The following is a 26,339-nucleotide window of genomic DNA, read 5'->3' on the forward strand; positions in this document are numbered from 1 at the left end:
GGCATGGCGGGCCGTCGGCGCACGTGCGCGAGAATGGGGGGCATGCTCCGGCCGTCGATCCCCTCTCCGTCACGCGGGGCCGGGAGATGACCGAAGGATCCCGCGAGAGCTCGCGCACGGCGCAGATCTCCGCGGATCTGCGCCGGCGGATCTCCGAGGGCGGGTTCGCGGCCGGCACCCGCCTGCCGAGCGAGGCGATGCTGAGCGCCGAGTACGGCACGACGCGCAGCGTGATCCGCGGCGCGCTCGCCCGCCTCGCCCGCCTCTCGCTCGTCGTGTCGCGGCCGCGGGGCGGATGGATCGTTCAGGCCGCGCACCAGACCCAGGGCTTCGCGCGGATGCAGTCGTTCACGGAGTGGGCGAGCGAGGGAGGGCGCGTCCCGGGCGGCGCGATCACCTCCCGCAGCGTGGGACCCGCGGATGCACGCGAGGCGCAGCAGTTCCGGATCCGGCTCGGCGAGCCGCTGCTCCGGTTCGTGCGGCTGCGCACGCTGGACGGGCTGCCGGTCATGATCGAGCGCTCGGTCTGGGCGCCCTGGGTGGCAGAGGTCATCACGCTGGTGCCGGACGACGTGCGCTCGACCACGGTCGCGCTCGCCGAGGCCGGGATCCGCGTTGCGTCGACGAACCACCGGATCGAGGCGGCGGCCGCGACCACCGAGGATGCGGCGCTGCTCGGCGTGCGCCGCTCCAGCCCGTTGCTGCAGGTCGGCCGCACCACGACGACCCGCGAGGGCAGGCTCGTGGAGCTCGGCGTCGACCGCTACCGCGCCGGCGCGATCGCGTTCGAGATCGAGGCGGGGCAGACGGTCCGCACCGCGCTGTGACGGGGCGGACGCAGAGCGGGCGCCGCGTTTCGTCTCGCTCCGCTCGCTCAACGACCGGCGGGAACCGCGGGAAACAGCCCAGTGTGCACGCTCGGCGGCCGGATCCGGGGTGCACAGGGCCGATGCCACCGGCTCGTCCTCCCGCGTTCACCCGCCGTTCCCCTCGGCTTGCTCTCCTCGATGTCGGCGCCCGCCTCCGGGTGCCCCGTCGTCCCGAGGAGCGTCCATGTCCAGCGAGCCCGTCCCGTTCAGCCCGGATCCCTACGAGCGCACGCGAACGGTCCCCGACGAGGTGCTGCGCAGCGGCATGAGCCGTCGCGGCATGCTGCGCGCCCTCGGCCTGCTGGGCGGCGCCGCCGCCGTGGGCGCCGGCTTCGGCGCGGGGGCGGCGGCCTCCTCCGCCTCGGCCGCCGGCGGAGCGGGCACGGGAGCGGCCGCCGCCGGTGCGCCCAGGGTCTACGCCCTGCCGGAGGGCTTCTCGGGCGACATCACCGACATCAAGCACGTCGTGGTCCTCATGCAGGAGAACCGCTCCTTCGACCACTACTACGGCGCGCTGCCCGGAGTGCGCGGCTTCGACGACAAGCAGGCCCTCCGGTTCCAGAACGGCACCGACGTCTTCTCCCAGCCGCAGGGATCCTCCTTCGTCAAGCCCAGCCGGGTGACCACCGTCGCCGGCACGACCACGGGCCTTGACCACTCGTACTCCGGCGGCACGTCCGCGTGGGCCGGCGGACGCTACAACAACTGGATCGGCGCCAAGGGCGCCAACACCATGCACTACGTCTCCGGCGAGGAGATCCCCTGGCAGTACTCGCTCGCGAGCGCCTACACGATCTGCGACAACTGGCACTGCTCGGTCATGGGGCCGACCACGCCGAACCGGCTCTACGCGTGGACCGGCACCTCGGGCGGCGTCGTCGACAACGGCGGCGAGTCCAACGGCAACCGCACCTGGCAGACCTATCCCGAGGCGTTGCAGGCCGCGGGAGTCTCGTGGCGGATCTACGTGGACAACACGAACAACGGATCCAGCTGGGTCGGCGACTACACGGACAACCCGATCCGCGGCTTCAACACCTTCACGACGTCCGGCTCGTCCGCGCAGGACGCCGCGAACCGTGCCGACGCGACCAAGAACGCGGCCGGCACGGGGCTGGTGTGGCGGGCGGGTTCCGCGCCCTACGCCTCGACCGGCGTGACCAACAACGACAGCGACGCCAACCTGAACGGCGTGTTGAAGGACTTCATCGCGGCCTGCAAGCCCGGCGCGCAGTACCCGCTCCCGCAGGTGTCCTGGATCGTCGCGCCGTACAGCTGGTCGGAGCACCCCTCGGCGAACCCCGAGCACGGCGCGCACTTCTCGAACCGGGTGATCCAGACGCTGCAGAGCAACCCCGACATCTGGAAGAGCACCCTGCTCATCATGACGTTCGACGAGAACGACGGCTACTTCGACCACGTGCTGCCGCCGTTCGCCGAGCCGGGCACCCCGGGCGAGTACAACGGATCCACCCCGATCGGGTACGGCGCCCGCATCCCGACCATCCTCGTCTCGCCGTGGACGCGCGGCGGCTGGGTCGGCACCGAGACCTTCGACCACACCTCGCTGATCCGTTTCCTCGAGACGTGGACCACCGCGATCGGCACTCCCGCGGTGTCGACCACGATCACCGCATGGCGCCGCGGGATCAGCGGCGACCTCACGAGCGCGATGGACTTCGCGCACCCCGTGATCGACATCCCGTCTCTTCCCGACACCGACGCCCTGGTGCAGATCGCGCGGGCGGGCGGCACGATCGGCACCCAGGTGCCGCCCGCGGACAAGTGGTCGAGCACGCCGCTCAAGCACCGGCCGCTGTCGTACCACCCGCACGGCGTCTTCGTGGAGGACCGCAAGACGGGCAAGGTCAGCGTGCAGCTCAGCGTCGTCGGGGGTCCTGCGGGCAAGGCGCTGAGCCTGCAGGCGTTCCCGGACAAGTACTTGCCCTTCGCGAACACCCCGTACACGGTCTCGGGAACGAAGCCCGCGACCCACGTCTGGGACGCCACCGCGCAGGACGGACGGTACGCGTTCTCGGTGTACGGACCGGACGGGTTCGTCCGCGCGCACGCCGGCACGATCCTGCCCGCGGGCCAGAACGGCGGAGCGGTTCCCCGCATCGACGTCGATCTCGTCTCCGGCGAGACGCCGACCGTCGAGATCGCGCTGCACAACGACGGCCGTCAGAGCGTGCACTACGCGCTCACGCCGAACGATCACGCCGGCACCGCGCAGCGCATCTGGGTCAAGCCCGGCGCGACCCAGAAGGTGACCTGGCCCACGGCCGAGGGCTATTACGACGTGGTCGTCACCGCCGACACGAACACCGGCTGGCGCCACCGCTACGCCGGGCGTGTGGCTCAGCTGCCGGCCTGACCGCCGGCCCTCCCGAACCCGACGAACGCTCGCACCCGATCCGATGGAGTCCCGCATGCCCCACCCGCGCCGGCGTCTGAGCCGCCTCGCCCTCGCCGCCCTCGCGGGCGCCGCCGTCGTCGTCTCGACGTTCGCGGCGACGCCCGCGGCGGTTGCGGATCCGACCCCCGCGCCGTCGTCCACGTCCGCGCCGACGCCCGCTCCGTCCCCGGAGCCGTCGTCGTCGCCCCGCGCGGATCCCGCGCCGGAGCCGACGTCGACGCCGGCACCCACGACGCCCGCGCCCGCCGCACCGGCCCCTCGGATCGCCGTTCCGGGAGCGATCTCGCCGGTCGCGGCATACACCTTCGACGCCGACAGCGGGTCGGCGGTGAAGGACGTCTCGGGCAACGGCAACGACGCGACCTGGGTCGGATCCCCGGGCTACCGCCCCGGCATCTCGGGATCCGCGGCGACGATCGGCCTCGGCACGAACTACGTGAAGCTGCCGCTGGTCGCCGGGAAGACCGACGGATCCGGGAGCTTCTCCTACGAGTTCTGGATGTCCGAGCAGAGCCGCACGTCCTACGGCACGCTCATGAGCAACCAGGACTTCGACTCGTGCAACAACGCGGGTCTCACGCTCTACAACCAGACCACGCAGGGCGTGCTGCAGGCGTGCTGGGGCACCACGGCGGGCGGAACGAAGCGCTACCTCAACGGGGCGTCGCCGAACATCGCCGGATCCTGGCACCACGTGGCCGTCACGGTCGACCGCACCGCGAACGTCATCATCGTCTACACCGACGGGGTCGAGACCAAGCGTTCGGCCGCCGGTGAAGTGACCGCGTCCACGAACCTGAAGAGCGGATTCGCGTTCAACATCGGCGGCTTCAGCGGCAGCGAGAAGGACGTCAGCGACGGCTACGTGAACGCCGCGATCGACGACCTGCGGTTCTACAACGCGGTGCTTCCGTCCGCGCAGGTCGCCGACGACTACTCGACGCTCAAGCCAGACACCGGCAGCTACACGGTCGCCTTCGACGGCAACGGTGCGACCTCGGGAGACCTGGCGGCGCAGACCTTCACGATCGGGAAGTCGGCGGCACTCCCGGCCAACGCGTTCATCCGCCCCGGCTACCAGTTCCAGGGATGGGCGCTGAGCGCGAAGGGCCAGGTCGTCTACGCCGATGGGCAGTCGGTCGCCGACCTCACCGTGCGTGCGAACACGACCGTCACCCTCTCCGCGATCTGGAGCCGACTGCGGGCGCCGGGCGACGCCGTCGCCCCATTCGCCTCCTACGACTTCGAGACGGGTGACGGCGCCGCGATCCCCGACTCCTCGGGACGCGGCAACGACGCGAGCTGGTCAGGATCCCCGTCCTACGTCGCCGGCACCACCGGCAAGGCGGCGTACGTCAACGCGCCGGACGGCAGCACGCGCGGCGTGAACTTCTTCTCGCTGCCGCTCGTGCCGGGCCACACCGACGGCTCCGGCAGCTTCTCCTACGCGTTCTGGCTCAAGGAGGCCTCGTCGAGCTCCGACTCGCCGATCGTCTCGAACCAGGACTTCCGGCACTGCTACAACCGGGGTGCGACGCTCTACAACACGGCGGGCAGCCCCGGCGTCCTGCGCGGATGCTTCGGGCAGAACGGCACCTCGACGACGCAGAACTACCTCGCGGACGCGAGCCGCACGTCCGTCATCGGATCCTGGCACCACGTCGCCGTGGTGGTCGACCGCTCCGCGAGCACGATGACCACGTTCGTGGACGGCGAGCAGACCGCGCAGAGCACGAGCCTCGGCTCCGGCTTCTCCCTGGTCAGCGGCTATCCGTTCCGCGTCGGGGCGGAGGGCTCGCTGCTCGACGACGGAGACGGCTTCGTGAACGCGGCGATCGACACGTTCGACTTCTACGACCAGGCGATCTCCGCCGCGCAGATCCAGAACGACTACATGGCCACGCACTCCGGCGACGTCGTGACGGACGGATCCACACTCGCGCGCGGCTTCGTGTCCGGCGTGCTGCGCGCCCCCTCCGTGCGTGCCGGCGGTGCGGTCTCGCAGACCGTCGCCGGCCTCTGGAACGGCGGATCCGTGACCTCGTACACGAAGGTCGAGGGGGACAGCTGGCTGAGCGTCGACGCGCAGGGCGTCGTGACCGGCACGGCGCCGACGACGGCGCCGGCCGATCCGGGCTACCTCACGATCGAGGCCACGGACGGCACGACCACGGCCCGCATCGAGGTCGAGGTCCCCGTGATCGCGGCCGATGCCGCCGCGCCCTTCGACGCGGTCACCTGGAACCTCTGGGACGCCGGCGGGCACGTCAACGACGCCGCGCTGAAGAACCTCGCCGTGATCGCCGAGAACGGCTTCGACGTGATCGGCGTGCAGCAGGACGGCGGCACCGCAGCGACCGCGCTCGCGAAGGCGCTCGGCTGGAACGCGCTCGAGGGGCCCGGCGGCGTCGGGCTGCTCTCGCCCCACCCGCTCAGCGCGCGCACCGTCGTCGGAGAGCAGCCCGGCTTCGGCGCCACCGTGGATGTGCTGGGGCGCAAGGTGCGGGTGTGGACCATGGGTCTGGATCGCACCGGCTACGGTCCAGAGGCGGCGTGCCTGGACAGGGTGACCGACCCGGCGGCGCTCGTCGCCGCGGAGCGCGGCAGCACCCGCTACGCCCAGGTCGACGCGCTCGCGTCGGCCATCGCGACGGAGACCTCTGCGGCCACCCCGGTCGTCGTCCTCTCGGATCTGGAGTCGCCCTCGGGTGCGGACTGGACCGCCGCCACGGCCGACGCGCACTGCGGCGTGGGCGCGGTGGACTGGCCCGTGCCCGCCCGCCTGCAGCAGGCCGGCCTGGCGGACGCCTATCGCACCGCGAACCCTGATGCGGCCGCCGACCCCGGCGACACCTGGTCGCCGCTCGTCGTGGAGACGCCGTCCGGCGCCGATGAGCCGCAGGACCGGATCGACACCGTGCACTACGCCGGCTCGGCGCTGACCGTGCTCGGGGCGAACACGGTCGTCGCCGGCTGGCCGTCGCCGACCGCCGTACTCCGCAACGCCTGGGCGAGCAATCACCGCGCCGTGGTCGCCTCGTTCGCGCTCGGCAAAGCGGCTCCGGATCCGTCGTCGCTGCCCGCGGTGGTCGCGAGCGCCGATGCCCGCACGGTCACGCTGCACACGGTCCCGGCGGCATCGTCAGGCATCGAGTACCGCGTCGACGGCGGCGCCTGGCAGGCCTATTCCGCACCGTTCGCGGTGCCGGGCACAGCGGCCGCGCTCGTCGAGTACCGCGCCACGGATCAGGGGGTGAGCGGACCGATCTCGGGCCTGACGCTCGCCGCGACCGGCGCCGATGCGGGGCAGGACGTGCAGCCGCTCGGCACCGCGAAGACTGTGCTGCGCGGCGAGGCCATCACCGGCCTCGGCGCGAAGGTGGTCGACGCGTCCGGCAATGGGGTCTCCGGGGCCGACGTGGTGTTCACGATCTCGGGCGGCGCGTTCGCCGGGGGAGCGACCACGGCGACCGTCTCCAGCAACGCCGCCGGTATCGCGGTCGCACCGAGCGCCACCGCCGCGACAGCGGGAACGGTCACGATCACCGCGGCGTTCCGCGATCGCACCGCGACGCTGCCCCTGATCACGGTGGTCGACCCCGTGTCGACCCTGACCGCCGATGTGAAGGTCACCCCGTCGGTGGTCTCGGGCAAGGTCGTGCTCACGGTCGCGGTGACGAACACCGGATCCGCCGCGACCGACGTGAAGATCGCCACCAAGTACGGCACCAGGACGTATCCGGCGGTCGCGCCGGGGGCGACCGTGTCCTACGGATTCAGCACGATGCTGGCCGCGATCCCGGCGGGTACCGCGACGGTCACCCTGACGAGCGGATCCGGCATGGCCACGATCCCGACGTCCTACCCGGCCGCGCGATGAACGCGGACTCCGGATCCCGCCCGCCGCGCACCCGACGCCGCGGAGACACCCACGCAGGAGGCAGCACCATGACAACCCACCGCACGGCGATGGACGACGAAGGAGCGCCTCGGAGCGACCGCGGATGGACCCGGCGGCGGGCTCTCGTCGCCGGCGCCTGGTCGGTTCCGGTGATCGCGGCAGCGGTCGCGCTGCCGCGGGCCTCGGCCTCGGCCGCGATCACGGTCGACCTCCTCGGCGCGGTCGACGACGCGCAGACCTACCCGTTCTCGGCGGCGGGGGACACCGCGCCGCTGATCTTCCAGGTCGCAGGCTCCGGCCCGATCCCCGCCGACGGCACGGCGGAGCTGGTGAACGCCGGCGGGATCGCGTCGTGGGACGAGTCCGTCCTGCTGCAGGGCGCCTTAGCCTCCGCCTCGATCGACACGGACGGGACCCTGATCCTGCCGATCGTGGCGCTCGCCGCGGGCACGTTCCCGGTGCTGGTGCATGTGGGGCCGGTGAGCCGGACCTTCGTGATCACCCTGGTGCAGGCGTGACGCGGCCGGGGGCGGGTGGCCGCCGCGCGGCGACAAGCGCCGTCGCGCTGTTGGCGGTGCTCCTGCCGGCCATGCTCACCGGATGCACGGCGAGCGCTCCAGGAGGGGCGAAGCCCTCCGCCTCGTCGTCCGCCGACGCCGCACAGCGCGGCCCGGCGATCCGCGTCGTCTCCCCGGAGGGCGCCGTGCCCCTCGGCGACGAGGTGCGGCTCGTCATCCGGGCCACCGACGACGGCGCACCCCTCGCGACTCGCGACGCGACGTTCGAGGTGGTCTCGGGGCCGGCGACGTATCCGGGGGGATTCGAGACTTCCGCGACCGATGCCGACGGCGTGGCGAGCTCGCTCGGGCTGCACACGGAGGGGGCGGGCCGGGTCACGATCAGGGTCGCCGTCGGCGCGATCCGCAGCGATCTCACGATCGACGTCGCCGCCCCCTGACCCGAGTCTCGAACGGCGGGAATGCGTCGGCGGGGGGATCCGCCCGCGGGCCGACTCCGAATCCGATCAATGCCCCTTGGCCCTGGCTCGTGCTGCGTCTCGATGCCCCCCCCGTGCGGTCGCGGCGACGGCTTTCTCTCTCAGTCACGACGGATAGCTCTCTGATTTCGGTTTCACCACGTGATGGCGACGTTCCGACCGATTTCATGGCCCTTGACGCGCTCTCTCGCCCCGCGGCCGAAGCCGGCGGGACGGAGACGACGCTGTGAGCGAAGGGGAGTCCATGGACGAGTCGAAGACGAGCAAGCTGCAGGAGAAGTCGGCAAGCCATCCGGGAGGATCGCCGAGTCGGTCCGTCCAGCGCCGGACGATCGTGAAAGGGGCGGTGTGGTCCCTCCCCGTGCTGGCTGCCGCCGCCGCGGTGCCGGCGCACGCCGCGTCCGGGACCCCCTGCGTCGGGGCGACATACACGTCCGTCGGCACGTACACCTACACGGTCCCCGCCGGTCGCACGACGCTCAACTTCGAGATCGCCGGCGGCGGAGGAGGTGCCGACTTCCTGAACGCGCAGGGAACTGCCGGCCCGGGCGGGTCTGGCGCTCTTATCTCCGGCGCGCTGGCCGTCACTCCCGGCCAGATCCTCACGCTGATCGTCGGTGGCGGCGGGCAAGGAGTGGACAAGCAAGGACTGGGCGGCAAGGGCTTCGGTAATGGTGGAAACGCCACCAACGTGGGCGGCGTCTGGCACGGGCCCGCTTCGGGTGGCGGTGCGGGATCAGCGATCCTTCTCGGGGCGACTCCGCTCGTGGTCGCGGGCGGGGGTGGTGGCGCGGGCTTCGGCGAAGGAACAGTGCCATATCTTGCTGGGTCATCAACCGGTGCCGGCTCCGCGGGGCCCAACCCGACCGATGGGGCATTGGTCTCGGTCACGACCAGTGCGGGAAACGTATTCACCGTCAACGGCGGAGGCGCGGCGAACGGCCCCACCGGGGGCGCGGCGGGACCTGCCAGCACGACGGGAAACTTCACAGCCACCGCCTCCGGCACAACCGGAGGCGGATTCGGGACCGGCTCGAACGGTGGCGGGAACGGCGCAGACTCGAGACCTGGGACCAACTACCAGGGGGCCGGCGGTGGCGGATACGCGGGCGGTGGATCCGGCGGAGCCACAGAGCGCCTCGGCGACTACGCGAACGTCGGTGGCAACGGCGGGGCCGGATCGAACTTCGTCGGCGGCCCCGGAGTCGCGGTGAGCAGCGTCCTTTCCGCCGGCAACGGCGGTCCCGCAGGAAGCCCCACCGCGAACATCGACGGAGGCCCAGGCTACGTGCGCCTCATCTGCCCCTGACCCGAGTCTCGAACGGCGGGAATGCGTGGGCTGGGAGAACCCGATGCGTGCGCTGTGAGCCGACGTCCAGGAGGTCTGAGGCTCTCGCGTCGCCCCCGCGCACGGGAATAGCATCGCCTCGGTCACCGGCGACCGCCGACGACCGAACCTGATGTCTGGAGATCCCGGATGCGTAGAAAAGTCCTCGGCGTCACCCTCGCGGTCGTCGCCACCGTCGCAGCCACCACCTTCGCCGGAGCAGGTGCCGCGAGCGCGGCCCCGCCGCCCAAGAGCCCGATCCCGAACTCGACACCGGGCTGGCTCGGCCACGCGACCAAGGGTGGAGCGGCGAACGGGGCGGTGAGCGCCCGCGTGTACCTTGCGCCTGCCGGCGGCATGGATGCCCTGGCGGCGCTCGCGACCGCGGTCTCGACACCCGGATCCACGCAGTACCGGCACTTTCTCTCGGCTGATCAGTACCATGCGACCTTCGACGCCTCACCGTCGACCGTCGATGCGGTCACGTCGTGGCTGCAGGGCGCGGGGCTGAAGACCACGGTCGATCCGAACCACCGCTACGTGGATGTCAAGGGCGGCGTGGGCAACGCGAACAAGGCGTTCGGCGTCACGATCTCGAACTACACGCACGACGGACTCACCGTGCAGGCGCCGGACGGCGCCGCGACCTCCCCCGGAGCGCTCGCCGGCGCTGTCATCGCGGTCGACGGGCTCGACACCACTCCGGCGTTCGTGGAGCCGAAGACGCAGAAGCCGGCCCCGCCGGACGGTGGATTCCGCAACTCGCCGATCTGCGGCAAGACCTACGGATCCGCGACGCCGGCGAACCTCGCGACGCCCGACGGCACGACGCTCCCGGCGTTCGACGGCACGGCGCTTCCGTACTCGCCCTGCGGGTACACCGGGCCGCAGCTGCGGAACGCTTACGAGGCCGGGCTCACCGGCGGGTTGGACGGCACCGGCGTGACGGTCGCGATCACCGACGCCTACGCCTCGCCGACCGTCGAGGCCGACGCGAACAGGTACGCGACCGATACGGGCGACAAGCCGTTCGCCGCGGGGCAGTTCTCGCAGAACGTGCCGAACGCGTACACCAACGTCAACAGCAATAAGTCGAACCACCAGTGCGGCATGGCCGGGTGGTACGGCGAGGAGACGCTGGACGTGGAGGCCGTGCACGCCATGGCCCCCGGTGCGAACATCCGCTATTACGCGGGCAAGAGCTGCATGGATCCGGACCTGCTCGACACGTTCACGCGCATCAACGACGAGAACGTCGCGAACATCGTCACGAACTCCTGGGGCGGGGCGGGCGACGTCGTGAAGCCGTCGCTGCTGCTCGCGTACCAGACGGCGTTCCTGCAGGGCGCCGCTCAGGGCATCAGCTACGTCTTCTCCAGCGGCGACGACGGCGATGAGGCGGCTCGCCTCGGCACGGCGCAGACCGACTACCCCGCGTCCGACCCGTACGTCACGGCCGTCGGCGGCACCTCGACCGCGATCACCGATCAGGGCCTCACGGGCGAGACCGGGTGGCAGACGTCCAAGTACGTGCTCAAGAACGGCGCGTGGACCCAGAGCGACGCATTCCTGTACGGCGGAGGCGGCGGCTACTCGTCGAACATCGCCGAACCGCAGTACCAGAAGGATGCGGGGATCGTCAGCCCCAACGGCGGCCGCGCGGTTCCGGATGTCTCGATGGACGGGGATCCCACCACGGGCATGCTCGTGGGCCAGACCCAGACGTTCACCGGCACAGCCGCGTACGACACGTACCGCATCGGCGGCACGAGCCTCGCGTCTCCGCTGTTCGCCGGCATCACGGCGCTGAAGATCCAGGCGAACGGCGGTGGCTTCGGCCTGCTGAACCCGACGATCTACGGCACCCACGGCCAGGGCTTCCACGACGTGACGGGCGCGGGTATCGACAAGGGCGCGATCCGCGTCGACTTCGCGAACGGCCTCGACGCCTCGGGCGGCTATGCCTACTCGGTGCGCACGTTCAACGGCGCCACGACGACGCAGTCCGTCGCAACGGGCTGGGACACCGAGACCGGCTGGGGCAGCGCCCGCGCCGCCTGGGTGCAGTAGCCGCTGGGGGCGGGGCGCCCTTCGTCTCGTCGCTGCGCTCCTCGCTCAGGGACCGGCCAGCTCCGGTCCCTGAACGAGCGAAGCGGGCCCGGTCCCTGAGCGAGCGAAGCGAGACGAAGGGCGCTCCAAGGCCAGCCGGCTCAGCGCCGCCGGGCCGCGTAGCGGTGCTCGGGGCGTCCGGTGCTGCCGTAGCGCAGTTCGAGGCGGACCAGGCCTGACTGCTCCAGCTGGGTGAGCGCGCGCTGCGCGGTGGTGCGGCTGATCCCGATGGTCGATGCGATCTCCTGCGCCGACACATCCGCGCGCTGGGCCGTCACGGCGTCGAGCACGGCCTGCAGGGTCGGCGCGAGCCGGCGCCCCGCCTCGGTCGGGGGAGCCGAGGTCGGGCGGAGCAGATCGAACAGGCGGTTCACGTCGTCCTGCGTGGCCGCGTCGCCGAGCGCGGCGATCCGCTCCTGCGCGTGCCGGTACGCCGTGAGCCGCTCGGCGAGCTCCGCGAAGCCGAACGGCTTCACCAGGTAGTGCAGCGCGCCGAGCTGCACCGCCCGGCGCACCGTGGCCAGGTCGTTCGCGGCCGAGATCACGATCACCGCGGGGGCCGCGCCGGAGCCCGACGAAGGATCCGGATCCGCGAGCAGCTGGCGCACCACTTCGAGCCCATCGCCGTCGGGCAGGTACACATCCATGAGCACCAGATCCGGCCGCAGGTCCCTGGCCTGCCGCAGCGCCTCGGCGGCGGATCCGGCCTGACCGACCACGCGGAAGCCGGGCACGGCCTCGACGAAGCCGACATGCACGCTCGCCACACGGAAGTCGTCGTCGACGACGAGCACCTTGAAGTCCGGATCGGTCATCGGGAGCCTCCCTGCCTCGGGGCGATGCGCGCGGGGTCGGACCCTTCGACGAACTCAGGGACCGGACTGGCCGTGGCGCCACCGGACCCTTCGACGAGCACAGGGGCTGAAGCAGCCGCGGCGCCGCCGGAGCGCGGGATCACCACGGTGAACGCGGCCCCGCCATCGCTCGCGACGGTGACCGTGCCGCCGAGCCTGCTCGCGGTCGTGTGCACGAGCGACAGTCCGAGCCCGCTGTGCCGGGCGCCCTTCGTCCCGCTGCGCGCGCTCAGGAATCGCGACCCGCGCTTGGTCGTGTAGCCGCTCTCGAAGATGCGCGGCACCGAGTCGTCGGGCACGCCGGGTCCGTTGTCGGCGACGCGCACCGTCACGGATTCCGGGGCCTCGACGATCGCGACGGTCACCCGGCGCAGGGCGGGGGAGTCGGACAGCGCGTCGAAAGCGTTGTCGATGAGGTTGCCGAGGATCGTGACGAGTGCCTGCAATCGGTCGGGCGCGGATCCGAGGTCCGTCTCCGGTGCGATCACGAGGTCGATGCCGCGCTCGTTCGCCTCCGCGGCCTTGCCGAGCAGTAGGCCGACGATCATGGGCGCCCCCACGTGCGTGCGCAGGGTGCGGTCGAGGTCGGCCGAGGTGCCGCGGATCTCGTTCAGATACTGCAGCGCCTCGTCCGTGCGGCCCAGTTCGAGCAGCCCCGCGACCGCGTGCATCCGGTTGGAGAACTCGTGCTGCTGGGCGCGGATCGATTCGGCGAAGCTGCGCTCGCCGTCGAGCTCCTGGGTGAGCCCGGTCACCTCCGTGCGGTCCTGCAGGGTGAGCACCGCACCGTGCGGTCGCCCGGCGAGCGTGACCGGCATGCGGTTGAGCACGAGCACGCCCCCGTCGGTCACGGCGATCGCGTCCTTCACCTCGGTCGTTCCGGTGAGGGCGTCGCGGATCGGGCTCGCGACGAGCACGTCGTCGAGGCGCCGTCCGCGGGCGCCCTCCGGCAGGTTCAGCAGTCGCTGGGCCTCGTCGTTCACGACCGTGATCCGGCCTGCGGGGTCGATCGCGATGACGCCCTCGCGGATCCCGTGCAGGGTCGCCTCGCGCTCCTGCAGGAGGCGGGCGATCTCGTCGAGCTCGAGCCCGAACGTGCGGCGCTTGAGCACGGCCGCCAGCCCGAAGGAGACCGCGGTGCCGATCGCGAACGCCAGCACGATCCAGGTCGCGTAGATGGGCAGCTGGCCGAGCAGCTCGGCGGCGACGCTCGACTCCCTGATTCCGACCGACACCTCGCCGATGACCGTGTCCGAGGTGCCCTCGAACACCGGCACGCGGGCGTTCGCGGTCGTGCCGGTCGATCCGGTGTCGGTGGCCCGATGCACCCTGCCGTCGCGTGCGACGACGTCCTCCGAGACCTTCTTCCCGATCAGGGCGGGGTTCGGATGCGAATGCCGCACCCGGTTCATGTCGATGACCACGACGTAGGCGGCGCCGGTGCGCTTCTCGGTCGCCGAGGCGAGCTGCTGCACGTCGCCGTCGCAGGCGGACCCGCCTGAGGAGAGGCAGCTCTGCACGGCCGGCATCTCGGCGAAGGTCTGCGCGATGTCGGCCGCCCGGTCCTGGTAGTCGCTGGTGAGGTTGGCGCGCGCGGTGACCGCGAACAGCACGAACCCGATCAGCAGGGAGGCGCTGAGGATCGCGACCTGAGCCAGCAGGATCAGGCACGACAGTCTTCGGATCCGTCGTCGCATCACACCGGATTCTCTCACTGCGAGCCGTGCGGCGGCCCTGCGCAGAACGCCCAAAAGGTGCGGGAACGCCCACAACGACGGGCAATGCGCGCAAGCGAGACAGCGATCCCGCCGACCGGGAACATCGATCCCACACCACCGCAGGACAGAGAGGTCTCGACATGGGTGACTCACGAGTGACGGCAGGATCCGTCGCCGACACGACGGGCGAAGCCGCCCGCATCGACATCGTCGGGCTGACGAAGCGCTTCCTGACGCCGAAGGGGCAGACCTTCACCGCGATCCGCGACGTGACGCTGAGCGTCGAGCCGGGACAGTTCTGCGCGATCGTCGGACCGACGGGCTGCGGCAAGTCGACCACGCTCGCGCAGGTCTCGGGGCTGGAGCGCCCGAGCGCCGGATCCGTGAGCGTCGGAGGACGCATCGTCGACGGCATCACGCAGGGCGTCAGCTACATGTTCCAGGCGGACTCGTTGTTCCCCTGGAAGACCGTGCTGAGCAACGTCATGGTCGGCCCCGTCCTCACCGGCACGCCGAAGAAGCAGGCCACGGTGCTGGCGCTGGACTGGCTGCGCCGTGTGGGCCTTGCCGGCTTCGAGGACCGGTACCCGCACCAGCTCTCCGGCGGCATGCGCAAGCGCGTCGCGATGGCGGCAGCGCTCATCAACCGGCCGCGGATCCTGCTCATGGACGAGCCCTTCGGCGCTCTCGACGTGCAGACCAAGGCGATCATGCAGACCGAGCTGCTGCACCTCTGGGAGGAGCTGCGGCCCTCCGTGCTCTTCATCACGCACGATCTCGACGAGGCGGTCGCCCTCGCCGACCGGGTGGTCATCATGACCTCGAGCCCCGGAACCGTGAAGGACGTGTTCGAGATCGACCTGCCCCGTCCGCGCGGCGACGTGCAGCAGATCCGGCACGAGGGGCGCTTCCTCGAGCTGCAGGGTCAGATCTGGGAATCGTTGCGCGAAGAGGTCGACCGGGCCTACGCGCAGACCGCGGCGGTGGCAGCATGACCGCCGCGACCGTCCGCCTGTCGGCCGCGGACGCCACGGGACGCCCTTACGTGAGCACGCTGAACGGGCCGGAGCAGAGCGAGGCTGAGCTTCAGGCAGCCGGCCGCCGCGCCCGCCGCCGTCACACCGTCTGGGTGTGGGTCGGCCGCATCGGCGTCGCCGTGGTCGTCTTCGGCGGCTGGCAGCTGTTCACCGCCATGGGCTGGGTGGACAAGTTCTTCTTCGGCCAGCCCACCGCGGTGTGGGACAGCCTCGTGCACCTGTTCACCGTGGGCACGGCCTTCGGATCCATCTGGGAGAACCTCTGGGTCACGGTGCAGGAAGCGCTGCTCGGCTTCGCGGTCGGCACGCTCGCGGGCATGGTCGTCGGCATCCTGCTCGGCAGCAACCGGTATCTCGCAGAGGTGTGCGGTCCGTATATCAAGATCATCAACGCGATCCCGCGCATCGTGCTCGGCTCGATCTTCATCGTCGCGTTCGGTCTCGGGATGCCGGCCAAGGTGCTCCTCGCCGCGGTGCTGGTGTTCTTCGCCGTCTTCTTCAACGCCTTCCAGGGCGTGCGGGAGGTGGATCCGAACCTCGTCTCGAACGTGCGGGTGCTGGGCGCATCGCCCCTGCAGGTCGCCCGTCACGTCACGATCCCGTCCGCGATGACGTGGATCATCGCGAGCCTGCACACGGCGTTCGGCTTCGCCATCATCGGCGCGCTGGTCGCCGAGGTGCTCGGTGCGCAGCGCGGCATCGGCCTCATCATCAGCCAGGCGCAGGGATCCTTCGACCCGAACACGGTGTTCGCGTGCATGGTCATCATCGCCGTGTTCACCCTCGTCGCGGAATACCTCATCTCGATGCTCGAGAAGCAGGTGCTGCGCTGGCGCCCGCCGACGCGGTCAGAGGCGTCGTCGATCTGAGCTCTCCCTCCCTCGAAATCCCTCCTCACCAGGAACGCCGACCCGATCGGCGCAACGAAAGGAAACCCACATGAACAAGCGCGGCATCGTCGCCGTCGCGACGGCCGGAGCACTGATGCTCGGCCTCGCAGCCTGCAGCTCCGGAGCATCCGGATCCTCCGGATCCAGCACCGCCGGAGCGAGCGGCTCCACCCCAGAGACTGTGAAGATCATGGTCGGCGGCATCGACAAGCAGATCTACCTGCCGTACAAGCTCGCCGATCAGCTCGGCTTCTACAAGAAGTTCGGCGTGAACGTCGAGCTCTCCACGGAGCAGAACGGCGGCGTCGGCGCCGAGGACGCGATGATCTCCGGCCAGGTCGACTTCGCCGGCGCCTGGTACAACCACACGATCGAGCTGCAGCCCAAGGGCAAGGAGGTCATCGATGTCGTGCAGCTGTCCGGCGCCCCCGGTGAGCGCCTGATGTGCACCGATAAGAGCGGCGTGAAGAGCCCGTCCGACATCAAGGGCAAGAACATGGGCGTCACCGACCTGGGTTCCGGCACCGACAAGCTCACCCAGTTCATCGCGCACAAGGGCGGGCTGTCCACGAGCGACTACCAGACCGTCGCCGTGCACGCCGGCGCGACCGCGATCGCCGCGCTCAAGCAGGGCTCCGCGGACTGCGCCATGACGACGCAGCCGACCGTGACCGCGCTCACCTCGCAGAAGGTCGCTGACACCGTCGTCGACCTCGCCACCACCGAGGGCGCGCAGAAGGCGCTCGGCGGGGCATGGCCGGCGGCCGGCCTGATCGGCAACGCCTCGTACGTCAGTAAGCACAAGGACGCCACGCAGCGCGTCGTGAACGCGCTGGTCGCGACCATGCACTGGATCGACGAGCACTCCGCCGCCGACATCGCGAACAAGCTGCCTGCCGAGTACGTGAACAACTCCACGATCACGAAGGACCAGTACATCGCCGGTCTCACCACGGACAAGGGCCAGTTCCTGCCCGACGGCATCATGCCCGCCGGCGGGCCCAAGACCGTGCTCGACATGGAGAAGCAGCTGGGCCTGGACACCTCGAAGGTCGACCTTTCCAAGACCTTCACGAACGACTACGCGCAGAAGGCCAACAAGGACGCCGGCACCAAGGTGACGACGACCCCGGCCGGATCCGACGGCTGATCCGGATCCGCTCCCTGAGCGAGCGCGGACGACGGGTCGGTCCCTGAGCGAGCGCAGACGATGGGTCGGTGCCTGAGCGAGCGCAGCGAGACGAAGGGCCGATCCCTGCACGCACGAGGATGGCGGGCGCTCCCCACGGGCGCCCGCCATCCTCGTGCCGGTCGTGCGTCAGACGAGCACTTCGGTGCGGGCTCTTCCGCCGAGCCGGGGCGTGCGGAGCGGATCCGTCGACGGAGGCGGCAGGAACCAGACCTTCGCCCTCACTCCGATGCCGTCGATGCGGATGTCCCACCCGTTGTCGTGGATGAGGTGATGACAGGTCTCGCAGAGCAGCACCCCGTTGTCCAGATCGGTGCCGCCATGATCTCGGGCCCACCACTCGATGTGGTGGGCTTTCGTCATCCCGGGCGGCAATCCGCAGAACGCGCATCCGCCGTCGCGTTCGGCGAGCGCGAGTCGTTGCGCCGAGGTGAAGAAGCGCTGCTTCCGTCCCCAGTCGAGGACCTCGCCCTTCCCGCCGCACACCCACGGGATGACGCCACCGCCCGCGGCCATCCTCCGTACTGTCGTAGCACTGACCGGCTGCTCGATGCCGTCGATGAGGCCGTGACCGGTGCCGTTCCTGAGGTCGTCGAGCCCGATGCGCACGACGACGCTCGCGCCGTTGAGGGACGCGGTGCTCTCGCAGGTCAGCGTGTGCTCGGCGAGGTGCACGAGCGCGTCGGCCTGGATGGCGGTCACGGAGCGCCGGTCCGCCTCGGGAGCGGATGGGTCGCGCCTGTCCCGCTTGGCGGCGAACTCGGCCGAGACGAAGCCCTGGATCGCGGCCTTGACCGGGGCGCCCCGCGCGGGGTCGAGAGTCGCGTTGATGTGGAGCATCCCGTCGCGCTCGAACATCGACAGCGAGGCCCTGGCGCGCAACTCGTCTTCACGAGGGGCGACGCCGTCGGGATCGAGCTGCGCCTCCAGGCGCGTGATCATGGTGCGGACGCCGTCGTGGGAAAGCCCGGGCGCCCGCTCGATGAGGGTCCGCTCGGCGTCCGCCACCCGCGTCGCGCCGATCGCGAGACGGATCTTCTCCAGGAACGTGATGATCGCACCGGCCGAGGCCGCGCTCAGCCGCCCGTCGTGCACCGCGGCCTGCACCAGCGGGAACCGCGAGGGGCGCGCCTCCCCGAGGAGGTTCGTCCGCGGAGCGATCGCCTCTCCGACCTTCACGAGTCGTGCGGCCTCTCCCGTGGAAGCACCGGTCGTGGTAGCGATGAGCTGCGCCGCATTGCGGAAGCCCTGCTGCTTGGCGAGCGATTGCGGGCCGAGCTCGGCGCGGGACTCGTAGGAGATCCTGCTGCCGACCTCGGAGTGCAGGCCCTCGGAGACCCGCTTCACCAGACCGAGGGCTTCGTTGACGGCCAGCATCTGCGCGCGGCTCAGGTCCGCAGAAGTCCGAGCGGCACCCCACGCGTCCTGGAGGACGCGGGTCGCCTCCAGGAGTGGATCGAGTGTGCTGCTCATGCCCCCAAGTTTACCGAATTTCGGAGATAGCTTCGAAAGTTATCCACAGGGTGGTCCGGCGCGAGACCCGGGAAAGTCCTGACGGGATCGATCGGATCCTCCCGTTGGACGGGGCCCGATGCGCACACTCGGCGGAGCGATTCTGCCGGCGTCGCCCCGCGATGGTGTCGCGTCGCCGTCTGTGCGCACTACTTGTTCTTCTTGCCTGGCGGCGGCGGGGTCGTCGGCGCGGGAGTCGACGGCGCGGCGGATCCGCCCAGAGCCACGCGGTAGACCGTGGACTCGGATGTGCCGACATACGCATCGGATCCGTTCACGGCGAGGGAGAACGAGCTCACCGGGTTCTGGATCGTCGTCGTCCCGTGCGCGAAAGGCTCGCCGAGCGGGTTCTGGAAGTTCGCCCTGGTCTGCCACGTCACCCCGTCGGTCGACGAGGAGATGAACGACGTGGTGCCGGACGAGTTCTGGCTCAGCGCATACAGGACGCCGCCGTCCTGAGTGAGATCGACGACCTGGCCCGGCATGGGGACGTAGGTCGGCGCGTACTTCCCCGACGGCCGCGCACTCTGCGCCTGCACCCAGACGCCGTAGCCCGAGCCGCTGAGCGCGAACCGGGAGCCGCCCTGCACGAGGCTGCCGTTGAACACGATCGTCCTCGCGCCGTCGAAGCGGGTCCCGCCGAGCACGCCGGGGACGTCCCTCCCGGTGAAGGTGACCCCGCCGCCTTGCGCGAACGTGGTCCAGCTGCCCGCCCTCCACACATCGACCGGCTGGACCACGCCGCTGTCGAGTGTCGCCTGGGCGTAGAGCGTGTCGCCGGCGACCGTCAGCTGGTAGTAGCGGTCGTAGCCGATGGCCGCGCTGCCCGAGTCGCGCGCCTTCTCGATCGTCCAGGTCGCTCCGCCGTCCGTGGACTTCTTGATCACGGCGAGCTCGTTCGCGGGACCGTACTTCGCCTTGTCCGGATTGAGCATCTGGCCGGCGAGGAAGAGGGTGCTGCCGATCTTGGCGACGTCGAACACGTGCTCGAACGGCGTCCCGAACACGTAGTGCCAGGCTCCGCCGGAGCCGGTGGCGTAGCCGACGTTCGCATCCCACGCGAGCTTCGGATCGATGTCGGGGGCGTAGAGATCGCCGTCGAAGGTGCGGAAGTGATCCACGGCCTCCCCGTTGAGGGTGAAGCGATCCGTCGCCGCGCCGGTGGCGAGGTCGTAGGACATGATCTCGGTCGGCCCCGTGTTCAGGCCGTAGTCGCCGTACCCCGTGTACAGCTGGCCGCCGACGATCGCGAGGTCGCTGATCGGCATGAGCGGACGGATCGTGTTGTCGTGCGCCGGCGCGTTCGTCGCGAACAGTAGAGGGGCGGCATCGTCGGCGCTCGCCGCGGATGGGACGATGAGCGTCGCGCACGCGATCAGGGCCAGGGCGGGCAGGCCGACACGCGGGGCGGCGGACGTCCGGAGCCGATCGGCCGTGGGGGTTCGCTTCGAGGCGACTCTCATCTGTGTTCCTTCGTCGAGTCCCCAGACCGATATCCCAGGATGAGACTAGCGGGAGTCCCGCGTCGGGAGTGAGCGCGGCACGGCTGAGCGTCGCCGGCGTGCCGGCCGATGCGCGTTCTGTTCAATCGCCGGGCCCGTGCCCTTCCGTACCGTCGGGATCACCCACGAACAGGAGGTTCGATCATGAGCAAGGTCATCTGCGGTCTGTCCGTCTCCGTCGACGGCTTCATCACGGGCAGGGATCCGCGTGCCGGACGCGGGCTCGGCGACGGCGGCGTGCTGTTCGACTGGTACGGGAGCGGTGACGTGGCGAGCGCGGTCTTCGCCGGCTTCCAGCTGTCCGCGCCCAGCGCGAAGGTCTTCGACGCGCTCGCATCGCGCGTCGGGGCGAGCCTGGCGGGGCACACCACCTACTCCGACTCCGACGACTTCGCCGGTGGAGCGCCGCACCCGACCGCGCCGCTCGTGGTCCTGTCGCACACCGCGTTCCCCGCAGCGAACGAGCGCCAGACCATCGTCAGCACGGGCCTCGCCGATGCGGTCGACACGGCCAAGCGCCTCGCCGACGGCAAGGATGTGGGGCTCATGGGCGGCGTCCTCGTCACCGAGGCCCTCAAGGCCGGGCTCGTCGACGAGCTCATCCTTCATCAGGTGCCCGTGCTGCTCGGCGCCGGGCGGCGCTTCTTCCACGAGCTCCCGCAGCACATCGCGCTGCGGATCCACGAGGTCGTATCCGCGCCCGACGTCACGCATCTGCACTACCTCGTCGATCACGCCGCACGGGCCGCAAAGCAGGGGGATGCGCGATGATCCTGGTCACCGGCGGACTCGGCATGATCGGAGCGCACACCGCCTCGGCACTGGCCGAGCTCGGCGAGGAGGTGGTGGTGACCGCGCACCGGCGCACGCAGGCGCCGTCGTTCCTCGCCGGCCGGGTCGCCGTCGAGACCGTGGACGTCGCCGACCGGGCGGCGTTCCTCGCCATCGGCGAGCGGCACGACATCGGCGGCATCGTGCATCTCGCCGGCAGCATCCCCGAGCCGGATCCGATTCCGTACTTCCGAAGGGACACGGCCGCGCTGCTCACGGCGCTCGAGGCCGCGCGGCTGTGGAAGGTCAGCCGGTTCGCCGTGGCAGGCAGCATCAGTTCTTACGAGGGACGGGACGAGCGGCCGTGGACCGAGGATCTCGCCCTGCCGCTCTCCGTTCCCCCGCACCCGATCGCCGCCTTCAAGAAGGCGGTCGAGCCGCTGACGATGTTCTCCCTCGCGGGCACGGGCGTGCAGCCGGTGCTGCTGCGGATCGGCAGCACCTGGGGGCCGCTGATGGACCCGGAGTCGCCGTTCAACCCGATCCCGGCGACCGTGAGCGCGGCGCTGCGCGGGGAGCGCCCTCGTGCTCTGCCCGCAGGTGGCGGCGACTTCGGCTATGCGCCGGACACGGGCCGGGCGATCGCCCTGCTCATGACCGTGCCCTCACTCGCGCACACCGCCTACAACGTGTCGAGCGGGGTTCCGTTCACCGTCGGCGCGCTGGCCGAGGCGCTGAACGCCGCGCTGCCCGGATCCGTGGTCGAGCCCGCCTCGGGGGAGGGAGAGGCGGGCGATGCGCCGTACTTGGACATCACCCGGCTGCGCACGGAGACCGGCTTCGAGCCGGCATTCGATCTGCCCGGCGCCGTGTCGCACTACGTCGGCTGGCGCCGCACGAACTCGCGCTGAGCCGTTCAGGTTGCACTCCGGCCACGCAGGTCGCAAGAACTGCTCTGTACGTCGAATCTTGGAGCCGGAATCGCGACCTGAACGTCGTGGCGCCCGGATCCGGATCACACGCCCGGTTGACAAAGTTACTTGAGTAAGTAAATATCTAGACATGACACCGACCCGCAGCTATCGCACCACGCAGGAGCGCCGCGCCGAGATCATCGACGCGACGGTGCGGGTGCTCGCGGAGCAGGGCTTCGCGAGCGCGTCCTTCGCCCGGATCCGGGAGGTCGCGGAGCTCAGCAGCACCCGGATGATCTCGTACCACTTCGCCGACAAGGCGGCGCTCATGTCGGCGCTGGTCGAGCACGTCGTGCAGCAGGCCGCCGCCGTCATGGTCCCGGCCATGGAGGCCGAGCCCACCTGGGCGGGAAAGCTCGCGGCGTATGTCCGCACCAATCTGCGTTTCCTGGCCGACAACCGGCTCGCCGCGCGAGCCGTGATCGAGATCATCCGTAACGCACCGCGGGTGGACAACGATCTGCGCGAGGACACCTCGGCGCTGCTGCTCTCGGTGCTCTTGTCTCAGGGGCAGCGTGCCGGCGAGTTCCGGGCCTTCGACCCCCTGGTGATGGCGCGCTCCATCCGCGCGACCATCGACGCATTCGCCATGACCATGCCGTCGGAAGAGGCGGCCACCGCGGCGGCGATCGACGAGATCGTCGCCCTCTATCACCGGGCCACGCGCCCGGAAGGAGGCGTCAGACCATGACCTCGTCCCTGACCGCCGACCGTCTTGCGGCGGTCCGTCCCACCTTGGACACGGTGCGCCGGCTCTGGTGGCTGTGCGCCGCGGTGTCGCTGATCGCGCTGGCCGTCGCCGCGCTTCTCTCTGTCATCGACCCGGCGGACGTGAACTGGGTGGTGTGGCTCCGCGGATCCGTCGTCGCCGCGGCGAGCCTCGTGTTCGTCGCCGTGACCGCGGCGGCCTCGCGCGGCAGTCGCCGAGCTTTCACGCGGATGCGATGGATCTCGATCATCGCTCCGATCGGCATCGGCCTGATCATCGTGTCGCCGGACTCGGGATACCCCCTCTGGATGAAGGCGGAGCAGGGGCTGATCGGGATCCTCATCGTTGCGATCGCCGTGCTGCTGAATCGTCGGCAGACGCGGGCAGCGTTCCCCAAAGCAGGCTGAGCGAGCATGGCCGACACGTACCGCGAGCAGGCGCCGACCGCGGCGCTGGCCGGCGCGGTGCGCACGATCTGGGTGCAGCGGACGGGCGAGGGGCCTAACCTTCACCGTCACCTGCCGACGGGCGGAGTGGAGCTCCACGTGGTGCCAGGCCGCGGCGCATGGTTGAGGGGTCCGCTCACCGAGTACCGGCTCGAGGCCATCCCGCCGCGCACGACGATCCTCGGGGTGCGATTCCGGCCGGGCGGCGCACCGCCACTGCCGGTCCCGCTCGAGGATCTCGTCGACCGGAGCGTTCCGCTCGTCGAGCTGTGGGGTGCCCTGGCCGAGCGCCTCCTCGACGAGCTCGCCACCGCCGGTGCGGTCGAGCGCGCGATCCCCGTGCTCGAGGCGTTCCTGCTGCAGCGATTCCGGGTGGGTCGGCCGGCGGATCCGCTGCTCCGCGCCGCGGTCGAGGCGCTCATGCCGTGGCGCCCGGTCGACGTCGGCGAGGTGGCAGCGCGGGTGGGGCTGTCCGAGAGCCAGCTGCGTCGACGTTCCCTGCGCGCCGTCGGCCTCAGCCCCAAAGTGCTGCAACGTACTCTCCGGTTCCAGGGCTTCCTCGCCCTCGCCCAGGCCGGAGCCGCCCCGAGTGGCCGTCGCGACGGCGACGGGATCGCGGGCCTCGCCGTGGATGCCGGCTATGCGGATCAGGCGCACCTCGGTCGCGAGTGTCTGCGGCTGACCGGCCAGACACCGCGGGAACTGCTGCACGGCGACGTGGAACGCTGCGCCTGCGGGCACGATCACTCCGCGTCCTATCGCCCGTTCCTCGCCGGTCGCTTGGTGCCGGTGGGTCCGCGGGGTGACCTCGCCCCGCGGTAGCCCGCCCGGTGCCGGAACGCCGAGCGGCGGCGCTCCGAAGAAGCGCCGCCGCGCGAAGCCCGCAGGTCAGCGCCGCGTGGGAACGGGGTTCGCGGATCCGGTCCGCTCCGCCAGCCGTGTGCGATCGTCCGCGTCGAGCGCCCGCAGATCCGTGCCTTTCGTCTCGCGCGCGGCGGCCACGGCGATGAGCGTGATCGCGCAGGCGATCGCCACGTAGATCGCGACGGGGACGCTCGATCCAGACTGCGCCAGCAGGCTGGTGGCGATGATCGGGGCCAGTGAGCCGGCGAAGATCGACGTGACCTGGTAGCCGAGACTGACGCCGGAGTACCGCATCCGGGTCGGGAACATCTCCGCCATGATCGCGGGCTGCCCCGCGTACATCGCGGCATGGAAGACGAGCCCGAGGGCGATGGCCGCCCAGATGATGACGGGGTTGCCGGTGTTCATCATCGGGAACGCGAAGAAGCCCCAGGTGGCGCCGAGCACAGCGCCGGCCGCGTACACGGGCTTGCGACCCCACAGGTCGGACAGCCGGCCGAACAGCGGGATGACGACGAAGTGCACGACGTGGGCACCGGCCAGGATGAGGAGCGTCGCCGACGTCGCCTCCTTGACGGTCTGGGTGAGGTACACGATCGAGAACGTGACGACCACGTAGTAGAGGATGTTCTCGGCGACGCGCAGCCCCATCGCGACGAGCACGCCGCGCGGGTAGCGGCGCACGACCTCGAGGGGGCCGAAGCTCGTGGACGCCTCCTGCTCCTGCGCCTTCTTCATCTCCAGGAAGATCGGCGCCTCGGTCACCTTGGTGCGGATGTACCAGCCGATGAGCACGATCACAGCGGACAGCCAGAACGCGATCCGCCAGCCCCAGCTGAGGAAGGCGTCCTGCGGCAGGGTCGAGGAGAGCGCGAAGAGGACGAGCGTGGCGAGCAGGTTGCCGACCGGCACCGCCGCCTGCGGCCAGCTGGCCCAGAAGCCGCGCTGCTCTCGAGGGCTGTGCTCGGCCACGAGGAGCACGGCCCCGCCCCACTCGCCGCCGATCGCGAATCCCTGCGCGAAGCGCAGCAGTACGAGCAGGGCCGGCGCCAGATAGCCGACCTGTGCGAAGCCGGGCAGGCAGCCGATGAGGAAGGTGGCTGCGCCGATGATCAGGATGCTGGCCTGCAGGAGCTTCTTGCGTCCGTACCTGTCGCCGAGGTGCCCGAACACGATCCCGCCGAGCGGTCGGGCGATGAAGCCGATCGCATACGTGACGAAGGCCGCGATGATGCCGCTGAAGGGATCGTCGGACGGCGGGAAGAAGACGGTGCCCAGCACGAGCGTCGACGCCGACGCGTAGAGGAAGAACTCGTACCACTCGACGACCGTGCCCGCCATGGAGGCGGCCACGACCCGACGCAGGCCGGAGGGGGATGCTGTCTCGTACGCCATGTGTGTGCTCCTTTGCACGCTCGGAGACGTCTGTCGATTCTCCAGCCTGAGCCGACCACGGCGCTGCGACAATGCCCATATGCGGTGGACGGAGTGTGCAGGAATGCACATGATGGAGCCCGAAGCGGTCCCGTCGGCCCACGATGGTGACAAGTCTCCTTGACATGCCGAATATGCCGACGTAGCCTCTCTCCATGACAAGCGACCTTGACATGGAGGGGGAATCGCCCTCCGAGCTCCGGCGACGCCGAGCATTCCAGATCCGCATGTGGATCGGGTCCGGGCTCTTCGTCCTGACCTTCTTCGCCCTCTCCGCGTGGGGGCATCAGCCCACGCCGTGGCGCTGGGTGCTCGTGGTGCTGCCGTTGATCCCGTTCGTGTGGATGGTCGCTGCGACCGTGCTGCGTGTGCGCCAGATGGACGAGTACCAGGTGAAGCTGTTCTTCCCGGGCCTCGCCGTCGGATTCGTCGTGGCCATGCTGGTTTCGGTGGTGTTCGCCGTGCTCAGCTCAGCCGATCTCGCGGTGCCGAACGGAGGGTGGCTGATCTGCATAGCCGGCGTCTTGTCGTGGCAGATCACCAACCTCTTCACCGGCGCGCCCCACGCCTGATGCAGAACGGTATCCGCACCGAACGCGAAGAGCGGGGCTGGACCCAGGCGGCGCTCGCGGAGCGGCTGGACGTGTCGCGCCAGACCGTCGTCGCCCTCGAGACAGGGCGGTACGATCCGTCCCTGCCTTTGGCGTTCCGCATCGCCGAGCTGTTCGGCAAGCGCATCGAGGAGCTGTTCACGCCGGCGGCTGCGCCGGTGCGCAGGCGGTAGATCGCGCAGCACACGTGCGCGCCGGCGGCATAG

The 26,339-nt window shown here is 70.5% G+C and carries 22 protein-coding genes; 17 read left to right on the forward strand and 5 right to left on the reverse strand.

Features of this window, described 5'->3' with window-relative positions:
• Positions 1–86 precede the first annotated feature (86 nt).
• From AC1DG4_RS11110 to AC1DG4_RS11140, 7 genes are all read left to right on the forward strand, one after another.
• Positions 87–827, forward strand: a complete 741-nt coding sequence (locus AC1DG4_RS11110) for a GntR family transcriptional regulator (RefSeq protein WP_477378137.1) — start codon at positions 87–89, stop codon at positions 825–827.
• Between the two features lie 226 nt (positions 828–1,053).
• The gene (locus AC1DG4_RS11115) at positions 1,054–3,246 is read left to right on the forward strand and encodes an alkaline phosphatase family protein (RefSeq protein WP_477378139.1); all 2,193 of its coding nucleotides are present in this window, start codon (positions 1,054–1,056) and stop codon (positions 3,244–3,246) included.
• A gap of 55 nt (positions 3,247–3,301) precedes the next feature.
• Positions 3,302–7,168: a LamG-like jellyroll fold domain-containing protein gene (locus AC1DG4_RS11120; RefSeq protein ID WP_477378141.1), complete on the forward strand. Its 3,867-nt coding sequence runs from the start codon at positions 3,302–3,304 to the stop codon at positions 7,166–7,168.
• Positions 7,169–7,236: 68 nt separating this feature from the next.
• The gene (locus tag AC1DG4_RS11125; protein ID WP_477378143.1) at positions 7,237–7,707 is read left to right on the forward strand and encodes a hypothetical protein; all 471 of its coding nucleotides are present in this window, start codon (positions 7,237–7,239) and stop codon (positions 7,705–7,707) included.
• A complete protein-coding gene (locus tag AC1DG4_RS11130) occupies positions 7,704–8,147 on the forward strand; it encodes a hypothetical protein (protein ID WP_477378145.1) in 444 nt (147 codons plus the stop codon). The genes AC1DG4_RS11125 and AC1DG4_RS11130 overlap by 4 nt, the downstream gene beginning before the upstream one ends.
• A gap of 283 nt (positions 8,148–8,430) precedes the next feature.
• A complete protein-coding gene (locus AC1DG4_RS11135) occupies positions 8,431–9,495 on the forward strand; it encodes a hypothetical protein (RefSeq protein ID WP_477378147.1) in 1,065 nt (354 codons plus the stop codon).
• 168 nt (positions 9,496–9,663) lie between these two features.
• The gene (locus AC1DG4_RS11140) at positions 9,664–11,583 is read left to right on the forward strand and encodes a S53 family peptidase (RefSeq protein WP_477378149.1); all 1,920 of its coding nucleotides are present in this window, start codon (positions 9,664–9,666) and stop codon (positions 11,581–11,583) included.
• 140 nt (positions 11,584–11,723) lie between these two features.
• Here AC1DG4_RS11140 and AC1DG4_RS11145 read toward each other — a convergent pair whose 3' ends face one another.
• Entirely contained in the window at positions 11,724–12,437 is a 714-nt protein-coding gene (locus tag AC1DG4_RS11145; protein WP_477378151.1) for a response regulator, read from the reverse strand.
• The gene (locus AC1DG4_RS11150) at positions 12,434–14,173 is read right to left on the reverse strand and encodes an ATP-binding protein (protein WP_477421239.1); all 1,740 of its coding nucleotides are present in this window, start codon (positions 14,171–14,173) and stop codon (positions 12,434–12,436) included. Before AC1DG4_RS11150 ends, AC1DG4_RS11145 begins: the two co-directional genes overlap by 4 nt.
• A 161-nt stretch (positions 14,174–14,334) precedes the next feature.
• Between AC1DG4_RS11150 and AC1DG4_RS11155 the strand changes: the two genes are divergently transcribed.
• From AC1DG4_RS11155 to AC1DG4_RS11165, 3 genes are all read left to right on the forward strand, one after another.
• The gene (locus tag AC1DG4_RS11155) at positions 14,335–15,189 is read left to right on the forward strand and encodes an ABC transporter ATP-binding protein (protein ID WP_477378155.1); all 855 of its coding nucleotides are present in this window, start codon (positions 14,335–14,337) and stop codon (positions 15,187–15,189) included.
• Complete coding sequence (locus AC1DG4_RS11160) at positions 15,186–16,100, forward strand: ABC transporter permease (RefSeq protein ID WP_477378157.1); 915 nt, start codon at positions 15,186–15,188, stop codon at positions 16,098–16,100. Before AC1DG4_RS11155 ends, AC1DG4_RS11160 begins: the two co-directional genes overlap by 4 nt.
• Before the next feature lie 70 nt (positions 16,101–16,170).
• Positions 16,171–17,271: an ABC transporter substrate-binding protein gene (locus AC1DG4_RS11165; protein WP_477378158.1), complete on the forward strand. Its 1,101-nt coding sequence runs from the start codon at positions 16,171–16,173 to the stop codon at positions 17,269–17,271.
• A gap of 168 nt (positions 17,272–17,439) precedes the next feature.
• Here AC1DG4_RS11165 and AC1DG4_RS11170 read toward each other — a convergent pair whose 3' ends face one another.
• Complete coding sequence (locus AC1DG4_RS11170) at positions 17,440–18,783, reverse strand: HNH endonuclease (RefSeq protein ID WP_477378160.1); 1,344 nt, start codon at positions 18,781–18,783, stop codon at positions 17,440–17,442.
• 188 nt (positions 18,784–18,971) lie between these two features.
• Positions 18,972–20,285 (reverse strand): hypothetical protein, encoded by a 1,314-nt coding sequence (locus AC1DG4_RS11175; protein WP_477378161.1) that lies wholly within the window; start codon positions 20,283–20,285, stop codon positions 18,972–18,974.
• A 183-nt stretch (positions 20,286–20,468) separates the two neighbouring features.
• Between AC1DG4_RS11175 and AC1DG4_RS11180 the strand changes: the two genes are divergently transcribed.
• The 5 genes from AC1DG4_RS11180 to AC1DG4_RS11200 all read left to right on the forward strand — a co-directional run bounded on the left by AC1DG4_RS11180 (position 20,469) and on the right by AC1DG4_RS11200 (position 24,046).
• Positions 20,469–21,095: a dihydrofolate reductase family protein gene (locus AC1DG4_RS11180; RefSeq protein ID WP_477378163.1), complete on the forward strand. Its 627-nt coding sequence runs from the start codon at positions 20,469–20,471 to the stop codon at positions 21,093–21,095.
• Positions 21,092–22,006 (forward strand): NAD-dependent epimerase/dehydratase family protein, encoded by a 915-nt coding sequence (locus AC1DG4_RS11185; protein ID WP_477378165.1) that lies wholly within the window; start codon positions 21,092–21,094, stop codon positions 22,004–22,006. The genes AC1DG4_RS11180 and AC1DG4_RS11185 overlap by 4 nt, the downstream gene beginning before the upstream one ends.
• Positions 22,007–22,157: 151 nt before the next feature.
• Positions 22,158–22,760 (forward strand): TetR/AcrR family transcriptional regulator, encoded by a 603-nt coding sequence (locus AC1DG4_RS11190; RefSeq protein WP_477378167.1) that lies wholly within the window; start codon positions 22,158–22,160, stop codon positions 22,758–22,760.
• Positions 22,757–23,185 carry a hypothetical protein gene (locus AC1DG4_RS11195; protein WP_477378169.1) on the forward strand — a complete coding sequence of 143 codons (429 nt, stop codon included), beginning with the start codon at positions 22,757–22,759 and terminating at the stop codon, positions 23,183–23,185. The genes AC1DG4_RS11190 and AC1DG4_RS11195 overlap by 4 nt, the downstream gene beginning before the upstream one ends.
• Positions 23,186–23,191: 6 nt before the next feature.
• Positions 23,192–24,046 (forward strand): helix-turn-helix domain-containing protein, encoded by an 855-nt coding sequence (locus AC1DG4_RS11200; RefSeq protein WP_477378171.1) that lies wholly within the window; start codon positions 23,192–23,194, stop codon positions 24,044–24,046.
• 66 nt (positions 24,047–24,112) lie between these two features.
• On the opposite strand, the gene AC1DG4_RS11205 is transcribed toward AC1DG4_RS11200, so the two are convergent.
• Positions 24,113–25,483 (reverse strand): MFS transporter, encoded by a 1,371-nt coding sequence (locus AC1DG4_RS11205; protein WP_477421240.1) that lies wholly within the window; start codon positions 25,481–25,483, stop codon positions 24,113–24,115.
• A gap of 194 nt (positions 25,484–25,677) precedes the next feature.
• On the opposite strand from AC1DG4_RS11205, the gene AC1DG4_RS11210 reads away from it, so the two are divergent.
• A complete protein-coding gene (locus AC1DG4_RS11210; RefSeq protein ID WP_477378175.1) occupies positions 25,678–26,094 on the forward strand; it encodes a hypothetical protein in 417 nt (138 codons plus the stop codon).
• Complete coding sequence (locus AC1DG4_RS11215; protein ID WP_477378176.1) at positions 26,094–26,306, forward strand: helix-turn-helix transcriptional regulator; 213 nt, start codon at positions 26,094–26,096, stop codon at positions 26,304–26,306. The genes AC1DG4_RS11210 and AC1DG4_RS11215 overlap by 1 nt, the downstream gene beginning before the upstream one ends.
• Positions 26,307–26,339 lie beyond the last annotated feature (33 nt).

Source organism: Microbacterium sp. 05N427 (assembly GCF_056397105.1).

What these genes read in the sequence shown, in the direction of transcription:
- AC1DG4_RS11115 (WP_477378139.1), top strand. Translation starts at nt 1,054, where the DNA reads ATGTCCAGCGAGCCCGTCCCGTTCAGCCCGGATCCCTACGAGCGCACG.
- AC1DG4_RS11140 (WP_477378149.1), top strand. Translation starts at nt 9,664, where the DNA reads ATGCGTAGAAAAGTCCTCGGCGTCACCCTCGCGGTCGTCGCCACCGTC.
- AC1DG4_RS11205 (WP_477421240.1), bottom strand. Translation starts at nt 25,483, where the DNA reads ATGGCGTACGAGACAGCATCCCCCTCCGGCCTGCGTCGGGTCGTGGCC.
- AC1DG4_RS11155 (WP_477378155.1), top strand. Translation starts at nt 14,335, where the DNA reads ATGGGTGACTCACGAGTGACGGCAGGATCCGTCGCCGACACGACGGGC.
- AC1DG4_RS11120 (WP_477378141.1), top strand. Translation starts at nt 3,302, where the DNA reads ATGCCCCACCCGCGCCGGCGTCTGAGCCGCCTCGCCCTCGCCGCCCTC.
- AC1DG4_RS11150 (WP_477421239.1), bottom strand. Translation starts at nt 14,173, where the DNA reads ATGCGACGACGGATCCGAAGACTGTCGTGCCTGATCCTGCTGGCTCAG.
- AC1DG4_RS11125 (WP_477378143.1), top strand. Translation starts at nt 7,237, where the DNA reads ATGACAACCCACCGCACGGCGATGGACGACGAAGGAGCGCCTCGGAGC.
- AC1DG4_RS11180 (WP_477378163.1), top strand. Translation starts at nt 20,469, where the DNA reads ATGAGCAAGGTCATCTGCGGTCTGTCCGTCTCCGTCGACGGCTTCATC.
- AC1DG4_RS11215 (WP_477378176.1), top strand. Translation starts at nt 26,094, where the DNA reads ATGCAGAACGGTATCCGCACCGAACGCGAAGAGCGGGGCTGGACCCAG.
- AC1DG4_RS11195 (WP_477378169.1), top strand. Translation starts at nt 22,757, where the DNA reads ATGACCTCGTCCCTGACCGCCGACCGTCTTGCGGCGGTCCGTCCCACC.
- AC1DG4_RS11190 (WP_477378167.1), top strand. Translation starts at nt 22,158, where the DNA reads ATGACACCGACCCGCAGCTATCGCACCACGCAGGAGCGCCGCGCCGAG.
- AC1DG4_RS11145 (WP_477378151.1), bottom strand. Translation starts at nt 12,437, where the DNA reads ATGACCGATCCGGACTTCAAGGTGCTCGTCGTCGACGACGACTTCCGT.
- AC1DG4_RS11175 (WP_477378161.1), bottom strand. Translation starts at nt 20,285, where the DNA reads ATGAGAGTCGCCTCGAAGCGAACCCCCACGGCCGATCGGCTCCGGACG.
- AC1DG4_RS11200 (WP_477378171.1), top strand. Translation starts at nt 23,192, where the DNA reads ATGGCCGACACGTACCGCGAGCAGGCGCCGACCGCGGCGCTGGCCGGC.
- AC1DG4_RS11165 (WP_477378158.1), top strand. Translation starts at nt 16,171, where the DNA reads ATGAACAAGCGCGGCATCGTCGCCGTCGCGACGGCCGGAGCACTGATG.
- AC1DG4_RS11185 (WP_477378165.1), top strand. Translation starts at nt 21,092, where the DNA reads ATGATCCTGGTCACCGGCGGACTCGGCATGATCGGAGCGCACACCGCC.
- AC1DG4_RS11135 (WP_477378147.1), top strand. Translation starts at nt 8,431, where the DNA reads ATGGACGAGTCGAAGACGAGCAAGCTGCAGGAGAAGTCGGCAAGCCAT.
- AC1DG4_RS11110 (WP_477378137.1), top strand. Translation starts at nt 87, where the DNA reads ATGACCGAAGGATCCCGCGAGAGCTCGCGCACGGCGCAGATCTCCGCG.
- AC1DG4_RS11210 (WP_477378175.1), top strand. Translation starts at nt 25,678, where the DNA reads ATGACAAGCGACCTTGACATGGAGGGGGAATCGCCCTCCGAGCTCCGG.
- AC1DG4_RS11170 (WP_477378160.1), bottom strand. Translation starts at nt 18,783, where the DNA reads ATGAGCAGCACACTCGATCCACTCCTGGAGGCGACCCGCGTCCTCCAG.
- AC1DG4_RS11160 (WP_477378157.1), top strand. Translation starts at nt 15,186, where the DNA reads ATGACCGCCGCGACCGTCCGCCTGTCGGCCGCGGACGCCACGGGACGC.